Here is a 23,670-nt window from a genome sequence, read left to right as displayed (position 1 = left end):
ACAACTTCACGGCTACTTGTGCATTTGTTCAATGCGCAGTATAGCATCGTTATTAAATGGGTATAAGTGTCAAAATGCTTATAGTAGTGATCGTGTTTACCGGCACGGGCAATGGATTTAATCTTGCCCCGATCCAGCAAATTTAACAGTTGATTTAGTATGGGCTGTCCGGTAAAAAATATACTTTTGCTCATGTTGATGTTTTTAAGTGTGGTAACTCAAATATATCAACAATGGGCTAGCTTAACAGCTAGCCCAAAATTTTATCCGGACAACAGTGAATTTATTTCAGGATCTCGTTTAAGCAGGTTTTGAATAGGATATTCGAGATCCTGAAATAAATTCAGGATGACGGCCGAATTAATGATACAGCCTGTTATTTAATTTTGATGATGATGTCGACCTTATCTCAATTCAATACTTTTACCAGTAATTTGCCTTTGCAGGATAGCTTAATGCCTGTTTTGTTTATTGGCCATGGCTCGCCGATGAATGGAATCGAAGACAATGAGTTTAGTGCTAAATGGGCTGGCATTGCTAAAGATATTCCGCAACCTAAGGCTGTTTTAGTCGTTTCTGCGCATTGGTTTACCAAGGGGACACACATCACTGCCATGGATTTCCCTAAGACAATTCATGATTTTGGAGGCTTTCCGCAAGCACTGTTTGATGTCGATTATCCGGCTCCAGGCAGCCCGGCTTTGGCTTTGGAGACTGCTGGATTGATTCATAGTACCGAGGTAGGATTAGATCATGACTGGGGGCTTGACCATGGCGCATGGACCGTTGTTAGACATATGTACCCAGCTGCAACCATCCCTGTTTTGCAACTCAGCATTGATTACACCAAGGATGCGGCATATCATTATAACCTCGCAAAAGAGTTATATGGCCTTCGAAAAAAGGGCGTCCTGATTTTAGGGAGCGGTAATATGGTCCATAACCTGAGGATGATGAGTTGGGAAATGATTCATGGAGGCGGCTATGATTGGGCCTTGGAAATGAACGATAAATTTAAAAGCCTGATCTTAAACCGCGAACATCAACAGTTGGCAGATTACAGGAATTTAGGTCGGGAGGCTATGCTTGCTATTCCTACACCAGAGCATTATTTGCCACTGATGTATACTCTTGGCTTGCAAAATGGTACTGAAGCTGTTTCTTTATTTAATGATAAAGCCGTTGGCGGTTCTTTAACCATGACCTCAGTAAGGATTGGCTAAGCTTACATCAGTTTTTTAAGCCATTTTAATAAGCCGTGTTTACCCTCGTAAGGGGGGTAAATCAAATTACTCATGTTCATCGCGGATTGGAACACAATAGCGCGTTCATGAGAGAAGGTTTTGAACCCGAAAAAACCATGACAGCTGCCCATACCGCTACTATTTACTCCGCCAAAGGGTAGTTTAGGGTTGGAAATATGGATCAATACATCGTTCACACATGTGCCGCCAGCAGAAGTGTTTTTGATGATATGATTGATATTCTTGTGGTTTGCGCTAAAAATATATAGGGCCAGCGGTTTACTACGGCCGTTTATTTGCTCAATGGCTTCTTCGGATGTTTGATAGGTGATGATGGGTAAAACTGGCCCAAAGATCTCTTCTTTCATGATATCCGAATCCAGGTTAACCTGAGTCAATACGGTTGGGTTTATGGTCTGTTTGGCCTCATCCTTTCCGCCACCAAAGGCTATCTTTGCGCCTTTTTCGGTCGCATCATCCATTAATGTCGTTAGTCTTTTGAAATGCCTGTCGTTGATGATCTTTGCATAGGCATTTTCATTGATTTGCTGGTTGCTGTTAAAAAACAGACGGTTAGCTGCATGGGCATATTCCATCACAAACTCTTCTTGTCTGCTTTCGGGGATTAAAATATAGTCAGGAGCGATACAGGTCTGGCCAGCATTGATGAGTTTGCCCCAGGCAATTTTTTCTGCAGCTTTTTTAAGGTTGGCACTTTCGTCGATTATGGCGGGTGATTTGCCCCCAAGTTCGAGTGTTACTGAGGTTAAGTTTTTTGCTGCTGCTTCCATCACGACCTTGCCAATTGCAGTGCTTCCGGTAAAAAAGATATGATCAAAAGGAAGGGCAAGTAAGGTGGTTGATACTGACGCGTCGCCCTCAAAACAGCAAATTTCCTGTTCTTCAAAGCATTCTTTGATGATTTTGTTAATGATACTGCTGGTTGCCGGGCTTAGTTCCGAAGGTTTCAATATGGCACAATTTCCGGCTGCAATAGCAGATAAAAGCGGGCTCACCATTAATTGAAAGGGGTAATTCCAAGGGGAAATGATCAGGCAGGCGCCTTTTGGCTCATAATAGATCCTATTTTTTGCCATCAGACTTGTTAGACTTTTTCCGACACGCTTGGGTTTCATCCATTTGCCTACGTTCTTTATCGCGAAGTCTAATTCCCCATAAATAAATATGAGTTCGGTTACAGCAGCTTCGAACTGACTTTTGCGCAAGTCGGATTGCAAGGCGGCGTAAATGTCCTTTTCATATTTCTCTATGGTGGCCTTTAAAGTTTTTAATTTATCAATTCTTTCTGTTGCATTGCTGTTTCTAAGCGTATATTTATGTTTTTGCTGAGCTTCGAATACGGAATTGATGATTTGCGTCATGGCGATGTTAAAGCTGGGGAATTATTAATCGATATTGCTGATCGTTATTAAATATATACATAAGTACGTACAAAATGAAAAAAGGATTGTTTGTTGTTTTCGTGATTTCTGTGTTTACACAAATTGCCGCTGCTCAGACCATTAAAACTGGGGTTTTAGTAATTGGCAAGGGGGATAACGCTATTGGATCAGGGTTTCAGTCGGCAATTTCGGGCGTTAAAACCATCATGCTAATTCAGGCTGCAGATCTGGTTGTTACGCCTCAGGATAAGAATGTCAGTTCGGGCCTTGAATCCTTGTTTTTAAAAAAGATGCGTTTGGCAAAAGGGATTTCGGATAGTTTAAGCAAGGTATATGTGGATGAGACCAGTGCAAATGCGGTACTTAAAACCTGGTCCGACAGCACTAAAAATTTAACCGTGTTGAGGAATGTAAAGTGGTCCAGGATAAAAAGATCAGGTAACAATTGGAATGTGCTGTTGGAAGATGGGCGAACCATAAAAGCGGAGGTGCTTGTTAATGCAGATGGTAGCGGAAATGTAACGGAGGCTTTGGCGTTAAAAGGGGCCGTTAAGAAGCAATGGCAGCCTTTAAATTATAGTGATAATCTTTACCGGGGAAGCGTTAGTGCAGGCTATTGGGTTAACAACAGCAACGCTAATGTTATTCTGTTAGACAGCTTCCTGCTGCCGAAGCAGGAAAACCTGGTGGTTTTGAATCCAGAAGACGAAAGTTTTGCCGGAGGACAGGCGGCTGGGGCTACAGCAGCTTATGCGGTGTTTTTTAGGACAAAAACCTCACTCTCGGTTTTAAAGTCAATACAGAAGGAGCTAATCAACCATCGTTTGTCGGTTATGCCTTTTGCCGACATTTTACATGACGATCCCAATTGGAAGTCAATTCAGTTTGTTGGTCTTTCGGGCTTTTTAAAGGCAAGTTTGGTAAAAGGCCTGGCTAATTTCAATCCAGAGCAGGAGGTGACTACAGCCGAAATAAAAGCGCCATTAAAGGAGTTTTACTACAAAGCCCAAATTTGGTTTGATGATTATAAAGAAGCAAACATGACGTTAGGTGCTGTGTTAAACATGATTTGTATGGTTGGCAACAAATCACCTGAAACTACCAAAGCCGAAGTTCAGAAAAGATGGGTGTCACGCTATCATTTTAAAAATGAGTTTGATTTAAATAGGAATGTTACCCGTCGTGAATTTGCCGTATTGGTGGATGAATACTTAACTCCCTTTGATGTGAATATTGATAAGTCGGGTAGGGTAATCAGATAAAAGCCACATAGATAAAAACTAATTTCAATAATCGCATTATAGATATCCTCTATATGCCTATCAAGATTTAGTATCCGTAATATCCCAAATGCGGTTGTTTTTGAGTGCAGATAGGCTTATCTTTGCACTGTAAAAAAAGAACAATAAAATACAAAAATAATTATGGCAATAGTAGGTAAAAAATTCCCGAGCGTAAGCATTGATGCAATGTCAGAAATGGGTGACGATTTGAAAATCAACATTTTTGAAGAAGCAGTAAGTAAAGAGAAAAAAGTTATATTATTCTGGTATCCAAAAGATTTTACTTTTGTTTGTCCAACAGAATTACACGCTTTCCAAGCCGCTTTACCTGATTTTGAAAAAAGAAATACAATTGTAATTGGTGCTTCATGCGATACTAACGAAGTTCACTTTGCATGGTTAAATACTGCAAAAGAAAATGGTGGTATTGAAGGTGTAACTTATCCAATCTTAGCGGATACACACAGACATTTAGCTAACATTTTAGGTATTGTAGATCAGGACGTTGAGTACGACGAAGAAGGAAACGAATCTTTCTCTGGTTCAAACGTAACTTACAGAGCTACTTATTTAATTGATGAAACTGGTAAAGTATTCCACGAAAGTGTTAATGATATGCCGGTAGGTAGAAACGTAAAAGAATATTTACGCTTAATTGATGCTTATGCTCACGTTCAGAAACATGGCGAAGTTTGCCCTGCTAACTGGGAAGAAGGAAAAGAAGCAATGAATGCGAACAGAACTGGCGTTGCAGAATACCTGAGCGCTAACTAATAAAAAATAAAAATTATGTTTTTAGAATTAACAGAAGATAATCTTCAACAGTATGTTGCTGAAAACAACAAGGTTATGGTTCAGTATGCTGCATCTTGGTGTGGAAACTGCAGAATCATGAAACCAAAATTCAAGAAGCTGGCAGCTGAGAACGAAGATGTTACTTTCTTAATTGTGGATGCGGAAAAACTTCCTGGTTCACGCAAACTTGCAAACGTTGATAATTTACCAACTTTTGCAGCCTTTGAAGGTGGAGTGCTGGTTGATCAGGCTCAGACCAATAAGGCAGAAGTGTTAAATGAATTATTTGATAAAATAAAATCATGAAAATACCAGTAATAAGACAGCTATTCCAAAATAGCACGCCTGAGGATCTTGAAGCAACTTTAACTGTTTTAGAAGCTTTCTGTGAATTTAGAGGCGTAAATGAGGAAGAGGTTAATGTAGCGGGTGAAATGATTACCAATATCTGTGGTGCACTTGAAGTTCATGAGAGTGTAAAGAGCGGTATGGTTGAAAAAGACGCGCTGAATGCATTTGGCCAAAAAGTAATGGGCTCAATTGATAGAAATTAATTTCTGATACACACAAAAAAAGGGCGATTCCAATTTGAATCGCCCTTTTTTTGTGCTTTTAAGCCAGGTTACGACCGGCATTTACAATGCCGTACACCGTTCTGATCGCTAGTTTTTCATAGGATTGTTGCTCCTCATCTGTAATTTTAGATTGCAATTGTTCCAATGCATAGTGCTGGATGAGTACAAGAGGTAATACAATCTTCTCTCTGACTGCAATAGAGCTCTTCTCAACGGGGTAATTCTCCATTAAGGCCGTGTGTCCCGAAAGCTCCAATAACATCTCCTTAGAGAGCTCGAATTCGTCGTGTAAGATTTTCCAGAAAGCACCATATTCTTTATCATTTGCAAAGTGGGCAGTGATAGAGAAATCTGACTTGCTCATCGACATCATACAGTTATCTACGATGGTTTTAAAGTATCCTGATTCCTGGTATGTTTTTACAACTTTATCCCAATTGCCTTCAGCTTTCTGGTTTTTTAAAGCCGTTCCCATTCCATAAAACCCAGGAATGTTTTGTTTTAACTGACTCCAGGCAGTTACAAAGCTGATTGCCCTAAGATCTTCTAGTTTTAACGCGCCTCCAGAATTACGTTTTACCGGTCTGCTGCTAATGGTGATTTTAGACAGTAGGGTTAGGGGAGAGAATTTCTCTAAGTAACTCAAAAATAGGGGGTGCTGGCGTAAAGCAAGGAAGGACTCGTAACTGTCTTTTGCCATTACATCCAATAGGTTTTTGTGCAGTGGGTCGAGTAAAATATTGTGTGTTTCTTTCATTCCCGCAGACATGCCGGCATTGATCAGCTGTTCGATGTTAAATTCGGCACTGTCGATTGATCCGTACTGTGAACTGATGGTTTGACCCTGTATGGTCAATTGAATGTTCTTGTTGGCAATTTCTTTACCCATAGAGGCATAGAAACGGTGTGTTTTACCCCCTCCACGTGAAGGTGGGCCGCCACGACCATCAAAAAAGGCTAGTTGTATATTGTGTTGGTCCGCAATTCCTGTTAAGGCTACTTTAGCATTAAAAATAGACCAGTTGGCCATTAGATAACCACCATCTTTGGTGCTGTCTGAGAAGCCCAACATGATATGTTGTTTGTTGCCGCGGTTTTTTAAGTGTTTTTTGTAAAAAGGGTGTGTGTAAAGCGTATTCATGATTTCTGCAGCATCTGCAAGGTCATGTACCGTTTCAAATAAAGGCACGAAATCAATGGATAGGTTGTCTTCTTCCCAGCCATTCCATAGGAAAAGCTCCATCAACTGCAAGATGTCGCTAGCCTGCTGACAATTACTGATGATGAAACGGTGGCAGGCCAGTTCTCCATTGCTTGCCTGGATCTGTTTGATCTCAGCGATGGTTTGCAAGGTATCCTTAATCAATGAGTCTGTAGTTTCAGCAGCATTCAATTTGGCGCTTTTGAACGACATGTTTTCAATCTTTTCTGCTTCGGAAAGACTGTCGTAGTTTTCAGGGAACAAGGAAACGATTGGCTTGCTTTGACGGCAGAAAGCGTGTACATCTCTAAGTACGCGGCTGTCTTGTCTGATGTCTAAAGAAGCGAAATGACTACCATAAAGTTCTACTTTACGGATCAAATCTGATACTACATCAGTGAACAGGCCATCGTGGTCTTCGTTTAAAGTGGTTAAGATTTTATTGAGGTTTTCGATTAAGAAATCGGCAATATTCTCCATCGGGATATTAGGATCGAAGGCATTTTTGTACAATACATCTTGTACAATTGCAATCGTATCTTCTACACCTCTGAAGGTAATGCGGCGTTTAAGGTTTCTGAAATCACGGTAATAGCACCTAAATAGGATTTGACGTAGCATTTTTGAAACCTGTACCGTAGAATCGGCATGTACATTCGGATTGCCATCCCTGTCGCCACCTGGCCAGAAGCCCAATTCGATGATCTTTTTAGACTGCAGGTTGTAATCGTTTAAGCTCTTATCTACTTCTGACTGGATATTTGCCGCCGCAAAATAGAATACGTTTTCAAGGTACCAGGCCAGGCTTAATGCTTCATCAACAGGGGTTGGCGACTTCTTGTTAAAGAAAGGCGTTTTACCCAATTGCTGTAACAACAGGTTGATACTTGATATGTCATTGGTTTTGATCGCAGTGGTTAGATCGGTAATGATCGACAATACGCTACCTGGATAAAACTGGGTAGGGTGTGCCGTTAATACCAGACGAAGAGAAAACTCTTCGATTAGTTTTTCAATCTTATCGGTAAGGGCTTTATTGTCTGTGCCCTTTTTAAGGTACGACAATAAGGCATTGTGTTCATCGGCAGCATTCAGCTTATTGAAGGAAGCATCCTCTACAGCATCGAATAATACAACCTGACGCTCTATGTATTGTATAAAACGGAATAAAAGGTCTATAATGTCCTTCTTTGAATGCTTTTGGGTGTACTTCTTGAAAAAAACATCAATAATTTCTGCGGGAGTGTCATGGTTTTTTACACCATCCTCGCAGTATTTTAAAAAGAGAGGGAGTAAAGTACCGGTGTCTTTAACTTTGTAAAACGGAAGGGTTAGGAAAAGGCTATTATAAAGTTCGAACCGGGATACGACTTCATTGTTAAATATAGACTCTCTCTGACCTTTTGCTCGTTGTTTTTGCATCATAATTTGAAGGTAATATTTTCGCGCTTAATCTAGCAAAAATCATCCAAATAATGGCTTAAAAGGCAATAATTTTATTTTGATTTATTTATATAAATCGATAACTTAGAGGTGTAGAGATTTAAAAAATCTTTAAAGAGGGTTGGTATGCTTAAGCGGAACCGCTGAAAGGTATACCATTTAATTGTTATTTTTTTTTGGGGTAAAAGAGGTTGATTCATCGATAAAAGATGATCAACCTCTTTTTTTATGATAAGGTCATTTTTAAGATTACTTCAAAAACACTTTCCGTATCGCTTTATTTGCGGCATCTAAAATGTAGATATTTCCATCTTTGTCAACGGCCATATCGTCCATTGAGCCTATTTTGGCCTGAGAGAATGAACCATCTGCAAAACCATTGGACAATTTTACCAGCGTTGAAACCTTTTTACTGGCAATATCAACTTCTCTTAATGCGTAATTGTACTTGTCACCGGCAATCAATTTACCAGGGCCATATAAAGCCAATCCACCTGAAATACTGTTAAATCTTGCCGCTAATCCTATTCCATCCTGGAATCCAGCATCAGAACTACCTGTGAAATAGTTTTCATTTCCACCTCCTGCAGCAATACGTCCAATCGCATTATTACTGCTTGAACTGGAATCTACATAATATAGATTTCCATCTGCATCTACCACTGCCTTAGCCATAGGCCAAAATGGACCGCTGATTTTCGTATAACTACCGGCTGTATTTACTTTGTTCATACCCGCATAAGCAGCCACAATGTTCACATACAGATTTCCAGCATTGTCAAATGTCATTAAACCTGGCGCAAAGCCGGAAACATAGACCGTATTCTGACCTGAAGGCGTAATTTTCCTGATGTGATTGCGGCCAATATCTGACACATATATATTATCCTGTTTATCGATCACAATTCCGTATGGGGTATCAAAAGTAATGTTGGTACCATTGGCCTGTAATATACTGACCTCCCCAGCTGGTGTAATCTTTTTCACCACACCATTCATTCTGTCCGCTGCATAGACATTTCCACTGTTATCTACTGCTATACCAGCCATGAAACCTCCAAAAGTATCACTGTTAGGTCCACCGGCTAGTGTCAGCATTCCTGCTCTTCTAAATTCCTGTGGCGCCAGTGCTTCCTGACCGTCCACCACTACTTTTAAATCACCGGTACTTAATCCTGCTGGTGCATCCAGTACCAATGTGTTTTCTGTGGCGGTTTTTACAGTTGCCTGTAATCCGTTAAAGTACACTTTGTTGTTTACAGGGCTGGCACTAAAACCTGATCCTTTAATGGTAATTGTTGTACCAGCCAAGCCGTTATCCGGACTTACAGAAAGGATACCCAGCGTTTGGTCTTTAAATTGCGGACCATCAGTTGCCTGATCATTCACTACCACTTTTACCAATCCAGTACCTGTACCGCCGGGCACTAATAGCTTGATCTGGTTTTCGCTAGCAGCTTGAACTGGAACGGAAACGCCATTAATAAAGACTTTATTTTCGTCCAGAACCGCACTAAACAAAGCCCCAGAAATAGTCATTTCAGCTCCTTTCGGGCCGCTTAATGGCGTTACGACTTGAATCGATGGTGGAGCAACTACGGTAAATACAGGTCCAGACGTTTTTTGCCCGTTGATGTTTACAGAAAGTGGTCCTGTTTTAACGCCATCAGGTGCCAGCACTACCAGTTTTTCTTTCGTCGCTTCCAATACTGTGGCGCTTGTTCCGTTAAAATCGATCAGGTTACCCGCAGCAAGTTCTTCAAAACCCACACCAGTGATCGTCACTTTTGTGTTCTTGCCGCCGCTTAAAGGTTTAATATTGCTAATGGCCTGATAAGTGAAGTTCTGACCTTTGGCTTCTTTACCATCCACCTTCACGACTATCGGCCCAAAACCAGCATCTACCGGTACTTCGGCTACAATAATTTCGTCAGATACGCTGACTACCAAGGCTGGTTTTCCGTTGATGAAAACCGTAGCCGGCCCAGTAGTACTACTGAAACCAGCGCCGGTAATCCGGATTTGAGAGCCCGCAGGGCCATTGGCGGGAAATACATTCTGCACGCTTAAGGCCTGGTAGATATATTGTCCCAGGTCAAAATTGCGCGAATCATAGGTAAGCGCCAATGCACCGGTTACGCCACCTTCCGGCATCCGAACCACGATGGTGCTTTCTGTGGCACTGATCACTTCTGCGGCTTTACCAGAAATGGTTGCCGAATACTTACTTAGCTCGGTTCCAAAACCTTCGCCAACAATGGAAACCAAGGTTCCTGCATTCCCACTATTCGGGTAATAGCTGTCTATTTTGAAGGGCACCACAGGTACTTCTACCTTATCTTTTTTACAAGCACCAATAAACAGCAGGAAGCACAGCATCATGCCGATACTAAAATTCCATTTGTGTTGATTATTCATCTTTTTATGACTTAATTTCTAAACTAATAAACTAAAAGGTATACCTCAATCCGAACTGCATTTGCACTCTCGATCCAAAATAATCGATGCTGTAAGGCTGACCAGGGTTGTTAAAAGTAAAAACAGGATAATTATCTGTGTTTTGCTGAGGTGGAAATAGCGAAGGTGTTAAGCCCACACTGCTGGTGGAGTTAAACGTATTTGGCGAGAAATACTGAACACCCCAGGTCTTGCTGATTAGGTTGGTCACATTCATCACATCCACCGTAAAGCTTAAAGATTTCGACTTATTGGCGTTCACAAATAACTCATGAGAAAGGTGTAAATCAGCCTGAACATTCCATGGTGTCCTGCCTTTATTACGCTCTGTGTACCTGCCTCTTCTGCTGCTCAAGTATTCATTTCCATCAATAAATTGATTAAAAGCTGCTGCTTGCTGCACTGCCGTTTGTGTTGGAATATCTTTGAAATATCGGATGGCTTCTTCTCTTAAAGGAATGTAAGTTAAACTCACTTGCTGTGGCAAGCCCTGGATATTGCCGTTTACAATACCATAAGTAAAGGGACTGCCCGATTGTGCTGAGAAGAATAGACTGATATTCGTTCTACCCGATCTGCTCCATTCGTAGTTATAACTGATGGTGGATACAATGCGGTGGCGAATGTCAAAATTGCTGGCACTTAGCGTTGGATTGTTTGGGATCAAAGCTTGATTCAACTGCCAGTTACTTTCCATGGAGTTACGCACCCCATTGCTCAGGTCTTTTGATTGTCCGTAAGTATAAGAAGTGCTTACATTTAGCGCCTTGATAAATGTCTTAGCAATGGTACCAGTTAGGCTGTAGCGATAGCCTTCTTTGGTATTGCTCAATAGGTAAATATTGGAGAAACGTGGATCTACCGCGCCACCATAAACAGGCTGTTGCTTCTCTTTGTCATAACCGTAATACAGTGGATTGTCTTTGGTATTTAACTGCTGGAACAGTACGTCTTTTAAGTTTTTAGTGTACATTCCTTCCAGGGTAAAACGCCATTCGCTTTCTGTTTCGTAATCGATCCCTAAACTTCCACGCAATACCTGTGGCATTTCAAAGCCGTTATCCACCAAGTCGACCTGTGTGCGACCGCTATTTGGGTTATTGATCACCGTTCCGTTTTGTTCAATAAATCCGCCAATGCCATTCGGACTAGGTTTAATCGGATCTGTGCCCGGTAAAAAAGCCTGCTGATCAGCTCTCTGATCAATTGCACCAAAAGTATTTCCAGTATTGTAATATGCATAAGCTAACCATGCAAAAGGAATCCGGCCGGTAAACATCCCTACTCCTCCTCGAAGAATTAACTTTTGATCTCCCAATGCGTCATATCTAAAGCCTAAACGCGGAGACAATTGTACCTTGTTTAAAAACTTATTGTCGATTCGGTTCAATGGCGTATACGTGTAAGTACTGCCAAAATAAGGATCTGCGATAATGTCCCGAACCTTGTCGCTCAAGGTTGGCATGGTTGGTAAATTCACAAAATCTGCACGTAATCCTGGCGTGATGTGTAGTTTATCACTAATCCTGATTTCATCCTGCACATATAAACTATACATGTTGACGTTGAAATCTGCTGCCGGATTCGCCAATAAATAATCTCTGTCGTTATTGAAATAATTGTAGCTTCCTCTTACGCGGTAAGGGTTGTTGTTGGTGAAATCTTCAATGCTCTGATAGTCTACACGGCCATTCCAGGCATTTACGAAACCATATTTGATGTGGTACAGTTCATTATGCGTCCCTATTAAGAACTTGTGACGTCCTTTTGTCCAGTTTAAGTTTGCGGTAAACTCCCAGGTTTTCTGCTTCATATTGAAGATACTCGCTTCGCGATCTGTACCTAAATAAATAGTGGTTCCTGGTGTGCGTCCCATAATTTGCACCTGTGGCAAGGTCGGATCGCTTAATGGATCCCGGTTGTCGTTCACATGGGTAAAGCCGACTAATAAATTACCGGACAGTTCATTATTGAAACGGCTTTTCAGCTCGGCAACGGTACTGGTCTGGTTATTTTCCTGTTGAAAAGCCATGCTGCTAAACCTGAAATCCTGCTGATCTCGGTCCATATGTGTCGCCTTACTGAAAATCGTGTTGTTTCTGATCGCCAGCTGGTGTTTATCATTGATATTCCAGTCTAAACGGTTAAAAAACTTCTGAGATTTGCTCCAATTGGTATACACGTCGGCGGTACCGGCGTCAAACACACTTCCATATCTGGTTTTCACCGTATTTGCAATGGATTGTGCATCACCCACGCTGAAAATTGGGGCTGTTTCTGCTGTTCCTACGTATAATTGTGTAGGATCCTGACGATGGGTAATCTCTTCATTCGAGAAAAAGAAAAGCTTGTTTTTGATGATGGGGAAACCTACGCGGAAACCAGCCTGGTAATCATGGAAATCAGAATTCATCTTAGCCAGACTGCCCACACGATCGTTGCCTGTCAAGACTGCATTTCTTCCTAAACCATAAACCGAACCTGTTACCGTATTGGTACCACTACGCGTCACTGCGTTTACGGATCCACCGGTAAAGTTTCCGATTTTAACATCAAAAGGTGCCAGGTAAACCTGCATATCTTCTATGGCATCCAGAGAAACCGGATTGGTCCTGGTACTGCTGCCATTCATACCTGAAGTACCCGTTTGTCCGCCTTGTGAAGGGCTAAAACCAATAGCATCGTTGTTTACGGCACCATCGATGGTCACATTGTTGTACCTGAAGTTGGTACCGCCGAAACTATTGTCGCGGCTGCCCTGAGGGGTTAAGCGGGTAATATCAGTAATGCTCCTGTTGATCGTTGGCATGTTTTTCAGCTGCTCAGCGCTGATATTTTTACCCGTTCCATAGTTGTCCGCTTTTTGTCGGACGGTTTTTCTGGCGGATACCTCTACTCCTTTCAGTTCCTGTGCATTTTCTGACAAAACAAAGTTGAGCTGCTGACTTCCACCCAGGCGCACTGAAATGTCATTGCGCACTGCGTTTTGCATCCCCATCGTGGAAACGGTCACCAGATAAGGTGATCCAATGCGGAGATTATTTAGGAAATAACGGCCATCTTTATCCGCTGACATGGCGTAACGAGTGCCCGATGGCGCGTGAATAGCCACAACCGTAGCACCGGGTATTGCCAAACCATTGGCATCTTTAACCTGTCCGGTTAACGAACCACTTGTTTCTTGCGCCATGCTATAAAACGACACCAACATCAGGGCGCAAAGCATAACGACTGAATATATTTTCTTCATTTTTTAAGTTTAATTGTTTTACGAAGCCGGTTATTGGGTGATTCGCAAAGCGCCATCAATAATATGTAATACACCATTTCCAGAAAGGATGTCTTGTTTCAGCAGTTTTACCTCCGTCGTATTTCCGATTCCTCTGAGTGTAATCTCCTTAAAACTTCCTACTGCACTTTCATCTGGCACCAAGGTCATCGTCACCGAATTACCATCCAACATGGCTTGCCTGCTGCTATTAGAAGGCCCGGTGCTTAAAATATAGTCGTAGATAAAGCGTCTGTCTTTCACAATATGGTAGTTGACGAAACGCTTCAGCTCTGTCGGATTGGTGTTGCTGATTTGCTCGATACTTATATAGCCAATTGCCTGCATCGCGGTATTATTAGGCGCAAAAATGGTGTAAGGGCCTGCTTCATTAATGGTTTGCAGCAGACCAGAACTTCTTAAAGCCTGGGTAAAAAGCGTGGTACTCGCTTCTGCGGCGATGGCATCGCCTAATAAATCATGCAGATAAGGTGTTAACACACGATCAACCACCTGGATCAATCCATTGGAAGCTGGGATATTTTTCGAAATCACCCTGGAACCATTCAGGGTCAGGATCGTATCCTGGCCTTTGATCCAGTGTGTGGCATACAACTTTCCTCCGCGGGAACGCAGTTCCTGATTAAACAGAAAAGGGAGCTTGTTCAATTCGTACTTTCCGTCTAGGGTATGGTAGTTTGCAATGCGCGAAATTATGGTCGGATTGGCAGTCATAACGCCTACCGCCCCGGAATAACCCGCAGCAGTAAAGGCCGCATCTGAAGGCACCAAAGCCGTATAAGGACCGGCACCCTCCTGTAGGGACTTGTCTAATCCACTGCGTTTTAAGGCAGCGCTAAACGCCGAAAGGTTAAAGTTATCGGCGATCACCAGGTTGATCTTATTGTTATCATAATCGCTATTTTGCTGGTTATCTTTACTGCATGATATTCCCAATATGGTCATCAGCATTAAAGAAAATAGGGCGTTCTTTTTATATAAATGTGGCATGTTTAGTTTAATTTAAATCCTTTAGGAAAAATCAGGCGATCGACCACGTGGACAGGTCCATTTAAGGTGTTGATGTCCGTTTCTGTCACCGTAGCTGCCGGATAGGCGGAACCTTTTGCCTTCATCTGAATGCTGTTATTTACTGATGAAAATTCGATTGGCATTTTATAGGCAAATTCTGCGGGTGGGTTACCACCCAGATTGACCATGTAATCGTTCAATCCAGCGTTGAGCACATTGCCATAAAATATCGTGGTATTGGCGTAAGCCTTATCGCCGCCTGAGGTAACTGGTTGAAACATCCTTCCCCAGTCGCGGTGAAAGTTGTACACGGTATCCATCGGAAAGCCGCCCACTCCGGTAAATAGGTTCTCATCAAAACGGATCGTGCTGGCACTGCGTTCATTAAACTTCATCACATCGGCCAGGGTTTGAAATCCTGCTTTATGAAAAGCTTCATCCGTTGGTGCAAAGAGTGTGGATATCGTGATATTTGGCCCGACATACCCATCATAAATCGGCGCATTTATGCCCCAGCCAACTTGATACAGCTTTCGGGAGCTGATGTAAGGGAGGACTTCCTCCGGACTAGGTCTATAACCGAAAAGCGGTTCCATATCATTGATCATGGCCTCTATATAATATTCATCGGCCAGGCGCTGAGATTCCAGGAATATCGTAAATCTGCCATCATCAGTTAAAGCTTCCAAAATGGTTTTTCTTGGCTTTTCTACAGTATTTTCCAGGATATAAACGCCGCCATTGGTTGCTGGCAAATAGTTTAGTTTACCTGAGTTCTTGCCATTGATCAGTAAGGATTCTCCTTTTACGCCTACGTAATTTCTGTAGTAATATAAATCGTACTGATTTAGTCCTGTTCCGGTATTCTCATAATAAGGAAGATAAAGTCCTGGGCGCTGCAGCAAAGTCTTCACCACAAAATTGTCGTTCCGTTGTTTCAGCTCTGACTGGGTAACTGGGCCAATAGTGGTGTAAAACATCATTAAGCTGTCCAGTTCTGGTAGGGGCATCTGAGTAATTGCGCTGGCGGTTAAACCTGCGGCTTGCATCGCCGCATCATTCGGGGCGAAAACAGTATACACCAATTTGGGTCCTTTTTCTTGCAGGATATTCTTGATATTGCTCCTTTGCCAGGCGCTGTAATATAGTTTTGCCGGCGATTCGGCCAATAATTCTTCTACGGTTTGTGTGGCTTCAGGTTGAAAAGTAATCTGAATTCCTTCCGGATCAGGCAGAAATTCACTCTTGGTACAAGCTGCTAAAAGAAATAGACTTGACCATAAAACAACTGACCTTAAATTTCTCATATTCATCATGATATCTTATTTTTTTATTGCTTGTTCTGGTGTTACCAATCCATCCACCAGGTGGTGAACAAGCCCATTGCTACATAAATTGTCATTTTTTGCGACGATCTCGCTGGTCACTGCTTTTATAGGACTATCCGAAGGTCCGTTACCCGGATACAGGACTAATCCATAACCGAGTTTAAAGCTTGGGTATTGTTTTCCGCCTCCGAAAGTCATGTAATGGCTGTTGTTCTTCAGGAAATAACTAAAGGAACCATTAGAATTGATCCTGGAGAACACCTGTCCATCGGAAACAAAAAAGTGTCTGTCGTATAAGAGGTAAACCCCAAAAAGCAGATCCCCCAGGTATTTGCTGGCATCCATCTCATTTAAAGAAGCGGCAGTAATCCCTCCATTTTTAAGGGCTTCATTATTTGGCGCAAAAACAGTGAATTGCTGTGTTGTTGCCAGTTGATCCCATAAGTTAAACTTCTTTAAGCCGCTTACGAACACGCTGTAATCCGGATGTCCGGCCAGCCATGCTTGTACGGTTTTATTGAAATTAGGCTTCATTACGTTGTCCAGCACATGCAGGGTACCATTGGCCAATATCACATCTTGACGGGTGACCTCGGATCCAGAAAAATACAGTTCATTTTCTGCGCCCCCATTTGGGTTTGTGGATGCCCTGGAAGTATACACTTCCGCATCGGATAAAGTGGCATAACGCACATCAATACCGTTGTTGGGAATATCAGTTACACTCAACTTACGAGGTAACAAATGGTATCCGATCACCTTTTTCAGGCTATCTGCGTTCAGTTTATCAAAATCTGTGGGATTATAAATACCCATTCTGTTAAATGCAGCATCAGTAGGTGCTAATATGGTAAAAGGGCCTGCTCCGTTGAGTTCATCCACATAGCCTACTTTTTTAATGGCTGCATAAAACAAGCGCATCTCATAGTTATTCTTCACAAAATCGGCTGCCGGACGGATGTTCTCGTTAGGTGCAGCAATCGTTAAATCATCATGCTTACAGGAAGCCAGCAATAAGAGTTGCATTCCTATGGCCAGTATCATCAGCGTTTTACTCCTATATTTTCTTTTTTCCATGGAAATCATATTCTTAATAAATTGGCGGTGCATATTTCCTTTGAATAGTGGTTAAATAAACCTTACCATTTACTACTTCAATGGTGTTTACAGTAGCGAATGTGGCTGGATTGTTCTTTCCAGAGTGGATGTTGACCAATAGGTTAGGCAATATCGCTGCGTTATCATTGCTCTGCATCCTGATTTTACCGTTTTGCAGACAATTCACAGAAACCCAGTTTCCTCCATTATCAGTAGAGCCGCTAAAGAATGGATTGCTAGCAACATCCATCCCCGGCACAAAAAAATCGAACCGCGGCCAGATGTTTGTGGTGATGCCATTGGATGATTTGCTGGCCCAGATCGGGAAGCTGGAATAAGGGTTAACCACTGCGGTTTCAGTATTTAGCTTCACATTGGCGAAGTATTTCCCTTTATAACCCGGTACTGTAGGGCCTTTATGGTTCAATATATTCTGATCTTCGTAGAGTGAAAGATAAACGTTCATGTCATCTTTCATTCCCCACTGAAAACTTGCGAGCAGGAAATTGTCTTCTTTAAGCGACTTGTCGGCCTCCCAATAACCTTTTCCGCTCATGTTATAGAAATTCACATAGGCTAGTGAGTCAGATAGTGGGAGTTTATGGAAGATTTCCTGACGCAATAAAACACCTGTTCTTTTGGTCACGAAATCTTTCTGCAGCAGGTGCATGGTGTAAACCTCCTGAGCGGTTAAATTGATAGTCGTATCGATCAGAATATCTTTTTTAAGATGGTTTTCCAATTGAAAGAATGGCACCGTATTTTTAGGCCGGTAAGCGAACATAATGCGCACTTTCCCAGATGGCACCTGTGCCCAGCTGCTCAAATCAAAACCGTTTAAGATCGGACCTACCAATACATTTTCTTTTCCAGGATATTCGGGGTTGTTTACCGAAGTACTGGTTCCGATATGCGATGGATATGGCGGTGCATAAGCATCCCGCTGGTCTAGAAAATCACCTACAATTTCCGCACTTACCGGCATGCCGCTGGCATCCACTACAGGATTGATGAACATGCAGAAAAACGGCACTTTATTGTCCTTGCTGCCTAGGGTTTGCACGTAGTTAAGGTTGTTGAACACACGCAGGTAAGCAGGTTCTTTAATTTTACTGTACTCGACCTTTACACAACCGGAAGCTAACAGCAGGAAATTACAAGCTACCAGCCAGACGAATGTGGTGTTCATTTGAAATAATCTATTCTTTTTCATTATTTGTTATGTTTGATAATGATCATTTTTGCTTTCGTTGCCGGCGTACTTCCCGTTCCCGATTGCCCAATTAAGCTCAGGGTATAAATACCCGGCTCATGCACAGGCAATGCTCTTGCTGGTCGCAGATACAAGTCTTTATTGGCGATAAAGGCATCGCTTTTCAGCACCTCAATGTCGCTTGCCCAAATGCCCGGAACAACGTTAGGTTTAGAACGGTAGGCCATAATTTCGTATGGATTTTGCTCATAGCTACTGCTCACATAAGGACGCTCAAACAACGGCATTCCCGGCTGAAGATTCACTCCGGCATTGGGGTTGTCATCGCCGCTGGAAATAGACTGCCCATTATTCAAGGTGAAAGTGATGTAGGGATTGCCAGTTGAAAGGTTTAAAAACCTTTTAAAGAAGAAGTAGCGGTACTGATTTCTGGCATAAGTAGCATCTTCTTGTGCAAGGCCTCCGCTATAAGTTGCCCCACTTAGATCGTTGGCTACTAATAATAATTTAGGCCCACCTGCAGCATCCGGAGATAACCAGGCTGTATAATTTTGTGCAGGGCGAAGTACTTGCGTTACGCTGGCAATGACCTTACCTGAGGCATCTATAGCTTCGATGGTATGCGTACCCTGGATAAAATTACTATAGGCACCTGATGCACCAAAACCAAGGTCGGTAGCAATGGTTTTACCATCTACCCTGAAACTTACAGCTGCTGTATTCAAAGCATTAACGCCCTGTATCCTGAAGTAAGTGTTATTCACCGCAGGGCTATTGTCATTGAGTATTTGAAATGAATTCTGATAAGTATCAGCAGTCTCAGAGTTCTCATTGATCAGATAATTAAACCGCTGTGGTGCGATTAAAATTGTGTAAATACCTCCAGGTTGATAGGTTTGAATTGGCGCATAAGTTAAAGCGGTAGAATTCATCATATCTTTAGGAATCGTAGAGGTTGGTGGATCCAGCAAGGTGTATTGATTCAATTCGGAACCTAGCGCCGGCATTTGTCGGCCATCCTGCATCAGCACTTTGAACTGATAAGTACCATAAGGGACCTCTATATATTCAGATGTTTGTGTTGCTGAGCTGATGTTATTGGTCTTCGGATTTACCAATGAACCATCGGAATAAGCCAAAGAGACACTACCCGTTAAATCTTCCAAAGCCCCACTGCTGTTGAAGCCAGGAACTTTAATTTTACCGGAAAGGTTTACGATTCTGATTTTAAAATGATCAGGTTTTGAGGGTGCCGCAACACCGCGCTTTATTGGAACAACCTCCGGCTGCCCTTCCATACCAAAGGTTGGCATCAGAAAATAGTCCGTAGGGTTATTGTAATCATTTTTGACCTCCGTTTTGATATCATTACCCAATGTGGCCTGATATGATCTGGTCATGAAGTCCAGTTTTACAATTTCCTGTGCATTAAAAAGATCCTGAGGCACATTCCAGATTTTAGTCAAATACCCATTGTTCGGGAAATAAGAGGTTCCCGGTAATTTAGGTGGTGATCCAGGAGTTGGACTAGGGGTTAGAAAACTGGTCAGACTATCGCCATTGGCGATCACCTGATTATAAAGTGCTAGATTGATCACCCTGGCAGTAGAATTGATACGGTTTTCCGTTAAAACGCGGTTATCTGCCTCAAAATTCAGCTTGTCCTTTTTACAGGCCTGACCTAAAATCATGACCATCAGGAAAAAGAGGGGGAGGGGTTTATATTTTAGCTTATTCATTATTTAAAAAGGTTATAGGTAAAGCCCAGCATAATTTCTGCACCACGAGTAAAACTTCGGTTGATGTATTCGTTACCGTACCATTTACCACCAGTCTGAGGATTTGCATAAACGGTTTTTATTGCGGGATTCAGGATATTCTTAGCGTAGCCTTTAAATTTCACGCTTTTAGTGATCCGCTGACTGAATACAAAATCCAATACCGGTACTGGTTGCGTATATAAATCGGGTTCGCCGGTCAGGTTAATCTGTACCAAACGCTCACCTACCATATTAAAGGTCATGGTTAAATCAGAGCCCGATTTTGGGTTTTCATAGTTTAACCAAAGGTTGATAGAATACGGTGCCTGCTCAAAAAGCGGAGAGTTTTTTGGCGTATAACGATCCAGTGAACGAATGGCTTCATAACGTTCCGGTGTTTTTTTAATGTCACTTTGTGCCAGTAACAAGTTAGAACCGAAATAGAAATTCTTCAAAGGATCATATAAGGAGCCAAGGCTTTTCACTACCTCCAACTCCAATCCCCATACTCTACCCACGTTAGGATCGTTCTGGAACTGGATGGTTGGAAACTCTGGGTAGGTAGCTGCTAAGCCTGCGGTTTGCAAGCTGAATACCTTTACCAACTGGTTTTCGATGCGTTTACCAAAGGCAGAAATTGCCAATACTTCTCCTTTTTCTGGGAACCATTCCCATCTGAAATCCAGATTTTGGGTAGATTGGTTTTTCAGGTTTGGATTACCTACTACCAATCCCATCTGGAAGGCGTCGAATTCAAAAACGTTGGTAATTTCCCTTAACTCTGGTCTGGCCAAAGTGGTGTTGTAAGCCGTACGGAAATTCATATTGTCGTTTAAGGTATAGGTCGCGTTTACAGAGTAATAAGGCTTGAAACCTGTTTTGTATACCGAATTGGGGTTGATTGGATTCAAAGGGATCCTTCCGCCGTTGGCGCCTCCTGCAGTCAATGAAGGATCTAAGAATACACCTGCAGTATCTACTTTCGAGCCAATATTAGTGGTTTCGAAACGTACACCCCCTGCTAAACGAAGTTTTTCAGTGATTTTCAAATCTACCATCCCGTAAAGGGCATTGGTTTCAAAATAGCCGGTATAGTTGTTTGGAGACTTCTGGGTATTGTATAAGAAACCACCGATAGGCAACATGCCCTCGCCCTGATTGGCTGCAGGCATTTTTACGCCGATCACCTGGTTGCTCACCAGTCGGTTCAAGTTGCCTTCCACATCGTACAGTGGGATAGATTTATTAGTAGTAAAATTAGAACCTGGTAAAAACAACTGGTTCTCTGTGAAAGAGCGGTCACGGAATAAATAATTTACCCCTGTTTTAAATTGCTGGATGTGTCCGAATAATTTAAAAGGGATGCTTAAGTCTGCTTTGTAGTTGTAGTTTTTTTCATCCAGGTTACGCCATCTACGTCCGTTTGGCTCTGCCTGCATGATACCGTAAGGGCCAAATCCATTTACATAACCAGAAGTTAAGGCGTAAAGATGTTTAGTATAAGTCAGATCGCCACTAGTACTTCCAGCCCCAACTCCTGGTCTCTGGTACCAGCCACCAGCTCTTGGCATATAGTCCACTAAACTCGCGAAACGGAAATCCGGATCGTTTTGTTTCGACCTGGAGCTGGCCACATTATAGCTTAAACGAGGCGACATTTCTTTATCCAGAAATTTATGCTCTCCTTGTAAGTTGAATGTATTCAGGTTACGGAAAGTCTGTTTCAGCGAATAGGTAGTCGTGTATACATCGCCTGGTAAGCCTGTGTATTCATAACGGCCATACAGGTTTGTTGCCTTGCTTTCTCCGCCCCAGCTACCCAGATACTGCATACTGATTTCGTTTCGACTGTTAAAACGATAGGTTAAGCCTGCCAGGGTACCGTAATTGAGGGTTTCAACACCAGTATTTTCTTTATAGGTCTGGTATTTACCCATGTACAAACTGTTTGGCGTGATATAGTTTGGAATATTTCGTGGACTGTATACATCTGGATTGCCAGTCACCACACCCTGATAGATACTGTATTGAGTTAAATCTCCACCAGAAATATCGGTAATGCGGCGGTAGTAATTTCCACCCAGAATCAAGCCTATTTTATGCTTTTTAAACACCTCATAGCTATTTCCGTAAGTAGCCGAGTACAATTGGTTCAACGGAGCCTTTTTGTATTGGGTAGTCATTACCGGATCAAAAGACTGCATGATATTGTTGATTCGATTGACTTCCTGATAAGCTGCTGGGCTATAATTGCTATTGGCAATCATGCTTTGAATAGACCCCAGTCCATCAGGATATTGCTTTGCCAGGTTTTTAAAATCAGCAGTTAGATTTTTGTCGTTTATTTTATCGCCAAAAGTGCCCATATCGCTGTTCCAGAAACTATTGTATTGGCCGCCTAGGCCTACATTAGAGTTTAAGCCGCTTTGTGCTATGATTTCAAAAGTCTCCTTTTCAGGTACCGATTTTGTTTTTAGCTCTACAATACCGGCTGCGGCATCGGCAGGTTTATCCGGGGTTACGGTTTTATAAATGGTGATGTTATCTAACAGAGAGGCCGGGACGAGGTCTAAAGGAATGGTACTTCTGTCTGGATCTGAAGAAGCTAAACGTACACCGTTTAGCTGTCCGATTACACTTCTATCACCCAAACCGCGGATAGCTACATATTTATCATCGGTTACGGTTACACCAGCTACTCTTTGCAAAGCCTGTGTAGTTGTGATGCTACCGGTCTTTTCAATCAGTTCTGAGGAAATGGCATCCTGTATAATGGAAGATTTTTTCCTTTCATCCAAAACGGCGATGCTGGTGTTTGCTTTTCTTCTTGCCTGTACGGTGACCTCATTCAATGCCTTACTTGAAGCGCTCATGGCTACTGTAAGGTTACCGCTGTTTTTATCAACTTTCAGCTCTCTGCTGTTATAGCCGATATAGCTAAATACCAACACGACTTCCGGCTGACTGATCGTCATACTGAAATTACCATTGGCATCGGTTGTGGTGCCCCCCTGCACGCCTTTTACCCGGATAGATACACCCGGTAAGGTTTCCTTGTTCACTGCATCAATTACTTTGCCCGTAATGCGCTGCTGGGCGGGGATGGCTTCGATTACCACATAATGATCTACTATTTTATATCTTAACCCCGAGTTCGAAAGCACATTTTTAATCGCTTCGGCAACTGTAATATCAGGGGCCCTGAGATTTACTTTTTTGGAGCTGATGTCAAGCGTCTTCTGCGGAAGCAGAAACTTAACGCCACTTTTGGCTTCTATAGCCAGTAGACTTTCTTTAATCCCCATCCCTTCCAGCTTCAGATCCACCTTTCGGCTAAGATTCTGACCAGTAACGGTGTTGGCATACAACATGCCTACCATAGTAAGCTTAGTAAACAACAGGACAAATGAACATTTCATCAGCAAATAAGTTATTCTTAAAAATCTGGAACCACCGGGTTCCAATAAAAGTGAAGGATTAGCTATTGATCCTTTTTGCATATATTTGAATGTTATACGGGTTAAAATTGCCCTTTGGGCAAATAATCTGTTAATAGGCCGGTTTTCCGGC

At 42.3% G+C, this 23,670-nt stretch carries 16 protein-coding genes; 5 read left to right on the top strand and 11 right to left on the bottom strand.

Going from position 1 to position 23,670, the window contains the following annotated elements:
* Positions 1-194: DUF4372 domain-containing protein (locus EZ444_RS24350; protein WP_131612271.1), on the bottom strand; the 194-nt coding region annotated here is incomplete at its 3' end.
* A 201-nt stretch (positions 195-395) separates the two neighbouring features.
* On the opposite strand from EZ444_RS24350, the gene ygiD reads away from it, so the two are divergent.
* Entirely contained in the window at positions 396-1,223 is an 828-nt protein-coding gene (gene ygiD, locus EZ444_RS24345; RefSeq protein ID WP_131612279.1) for a 4,5-DOPA-extradiol-dioxygenase, read from the top strand.
* A gap of 2 nt (positions 1,224-1,225) precedes the next feature.
* Here ygiD and EZ444_RS24340 read toward each other — a convergent pair whose 3' ends face one another.
* A complete protein-coding gene (locus EZ444_RS24340) occupies positions 1,226-2,626 on the bottom strand; it encodes an aldehyde dehydrogenase family protein (protein WP_131612269.1) in 1,401 nt (466 codons plus the stop codon).
* 74 nt (positions 2,627-2,700) lie between these two features.
* On the opposite strand from EZ444_RS24340, the gene EZ444_RS24335 reads away from it, so the two are divergent.
* From EZ444_RS24335 to EZ444_RS24320, 4 genes are all read left to right on the top strand, one after another.
* Positions 2,701-3,909 carry a hypothetical protein gene (locus EZ444_RS24335; RefSeq protein WP_131612267.1) on the top strand — a complete coding sequence of 403 codons (1,209 nt, stop codon included), beginning with the start codon at positions 2,701-2,703 and terminating at the stop codon, positions 3,907-3,909.
* Positions 3,910-4,071: 162 nt separating this feature from the next.
* Positions 4,072-4,704, top strand: coding sequence for a peroxiredoxin (locus EZ444_RS24330; RefSeq protein ID WP_131612265.1), 633 nt, complete (start codon positions 4,072-4,074; stop codon positions 4,702-4,704).
* Positions 4,705-4,719: 15 nt separating this feature from the next.
* Complete coding sequence (locus EZ444_RS24325; RefSeq protein ID WP_131612263.1) at positions 4,720-5,031, top strand: thioredoxin family protein; 312 nt, start codon at positions 4,720-4,722, stop codon at positions 5,029-5,031.
* A complete protein-coding gene (locus EZ444_RS24320) occupies positions 5,028-5,279 on the top strand; it encodes a DUF6952 family protein (RefSeq protein WP_131612262.1) in 252 nt (83 codons plus the stop codon). Before EZ444_RS24325 ends, EZ444_RS24320 begins: the two co-directional genes overlap by 4 nt.
* A gap of 58 nt (positions 5,280-5,337) precedes the next feature.
* On the opposite strand, the gene EZ444_RS24315 is transcribed toward EZ444_RS24320, so the two are convergent.
* The 9 genes from EZ444_RS24315 to EZ444_RS24275 form a co-directional block, all read right to left on the bottom strand.
* Positions 5,338-7,926, bottom strand: a complete 2,589-nt coding sequence (locus tag EZ444_RS24315; RefSeq protein WP_131612260.1) for a phosphoenolpyruvate carboxylase — start codon at positions 7,924-7,926, stop codon at positions 5,338-5,340.
* 267 nt (positions 7,927-8,193) lie between these two features.
* Positions 8,194-10,362 (bottom strand): IPT/TIG domain-containing protein, encoded by a 2,169-nt coding sequence (locus EZ444_RS24310; protein WP_131612258.1) that lies wholly within the window; start codon positions 10,360-10,362, stop codon positions 8,194-8,196.
* A gap of 31 nt (positions 10,363-10,393) precedes the next feature.
* Positions 10,394-13,651, bottom strand: a complete 3,258-nt coding sequence (locus EZ444_RS24305; protein WP_131612256.1) for a TonB-dependent receptor — start codon at positions 13,649-13,651, stop codon at positions 10,394-10,396.
* Positions 13,652-13,681: 30 nt separating this feature from the next.
* Positions 13,682-14,680 (bottom strand): fasciclin domain-containing protein, encoded by a 999-nt coding sequence (locus EZ444_RS24300; RefSeq protein WP_131612254.1) that lies wholly within the window; start codon positions 14,678-14,680, stop codon positions 13,682-13,684.
* A 2-nt stretch (positions 14,681-14,682) separates the two neighbouring features.
* The gene (locus EZ444_RS24295) at positions 14,683-16,017 is read right to left on the bottom strand and encodes a fasciclin domain-containing protein (RefSeq protein WP_131612252.1); all 1,335 of its coding nucleotides are present in this window, start codon (positions 16,015-16,017) and stop codon (positions 14,683-14,685) included.
* 6 nt (positions 16,018-16,023) lie between these two features.
* The gene (locus EZ444_RS24290) at positions 16,024-17,106 is read right to left on the bottom strand and encodes a fasciclin domain-containing protein (protein WP_165503715.1); all 1,083 of its coding nucleotides are present in this window, start codon (positions 17,104-17,106) and stop codon (positions 16,024-16,026) included.
* 13 nt (positions 17,107-17,119) lie between these two features.
* A complete protein-coding gene (locus EZ444_RS24285) occupies positions 17,120-18,340 on the bottom strand; it encodes a hypothetical protein (protein WP_225874834.1) in 1,221 nt (406 codons plus the stop codon).
* Positions 18,340-20,079 carry a DUF4397 domain-containing protein gene (locus tag EZ444_RS24280; RefSeq protein ID WP_131612248.1) on the bottom strand — a complete coding sequence of 580 codons (1,740 nt, stop codon included), beginning with the start codon at positions 20,077-20,079 and terminating at the stop codon, positions 18,340-18,342. Before EZ444_RS24280 ends, EZ444_RS24285 begins: the two co-directional genes overlap by 1 nt.
* Positions 20,079-23,600 carry a TonB-dependent receptor domain-containing protein gene (locus tag EZ444_RS24275; protein WP_225874833.1) on the bottom strand — a complete coding sequence of 1,174 codons (3,522 nt, stop codon included), beginning with the start codon at positions 23,598-23,600 and terminating at the stop codon, positions 20,079-20,081. Before EZ444_RS24275 ends, EZ444_RS24280 begins: the two co-directional genes overlap by 1 nt.
* Positions 23,601-23,670 lie beyond the last annotated feature (70 nt).

Origin of the sequence: Pedobacter hiemivivus (assembly GCF_004331685.1) — a bacterium.
In the GTDB taxonomy this organism is placed as follows: Bacteria; Bacteroidota; Bacteroidia; order Sphingobacteriales; family Sphingobacteriaceae; genus Pedobacter; species Pedobacter hiemivivus.
This window is presented reverse-complemented; position numbering and strand designations above follow the sequence as displayed.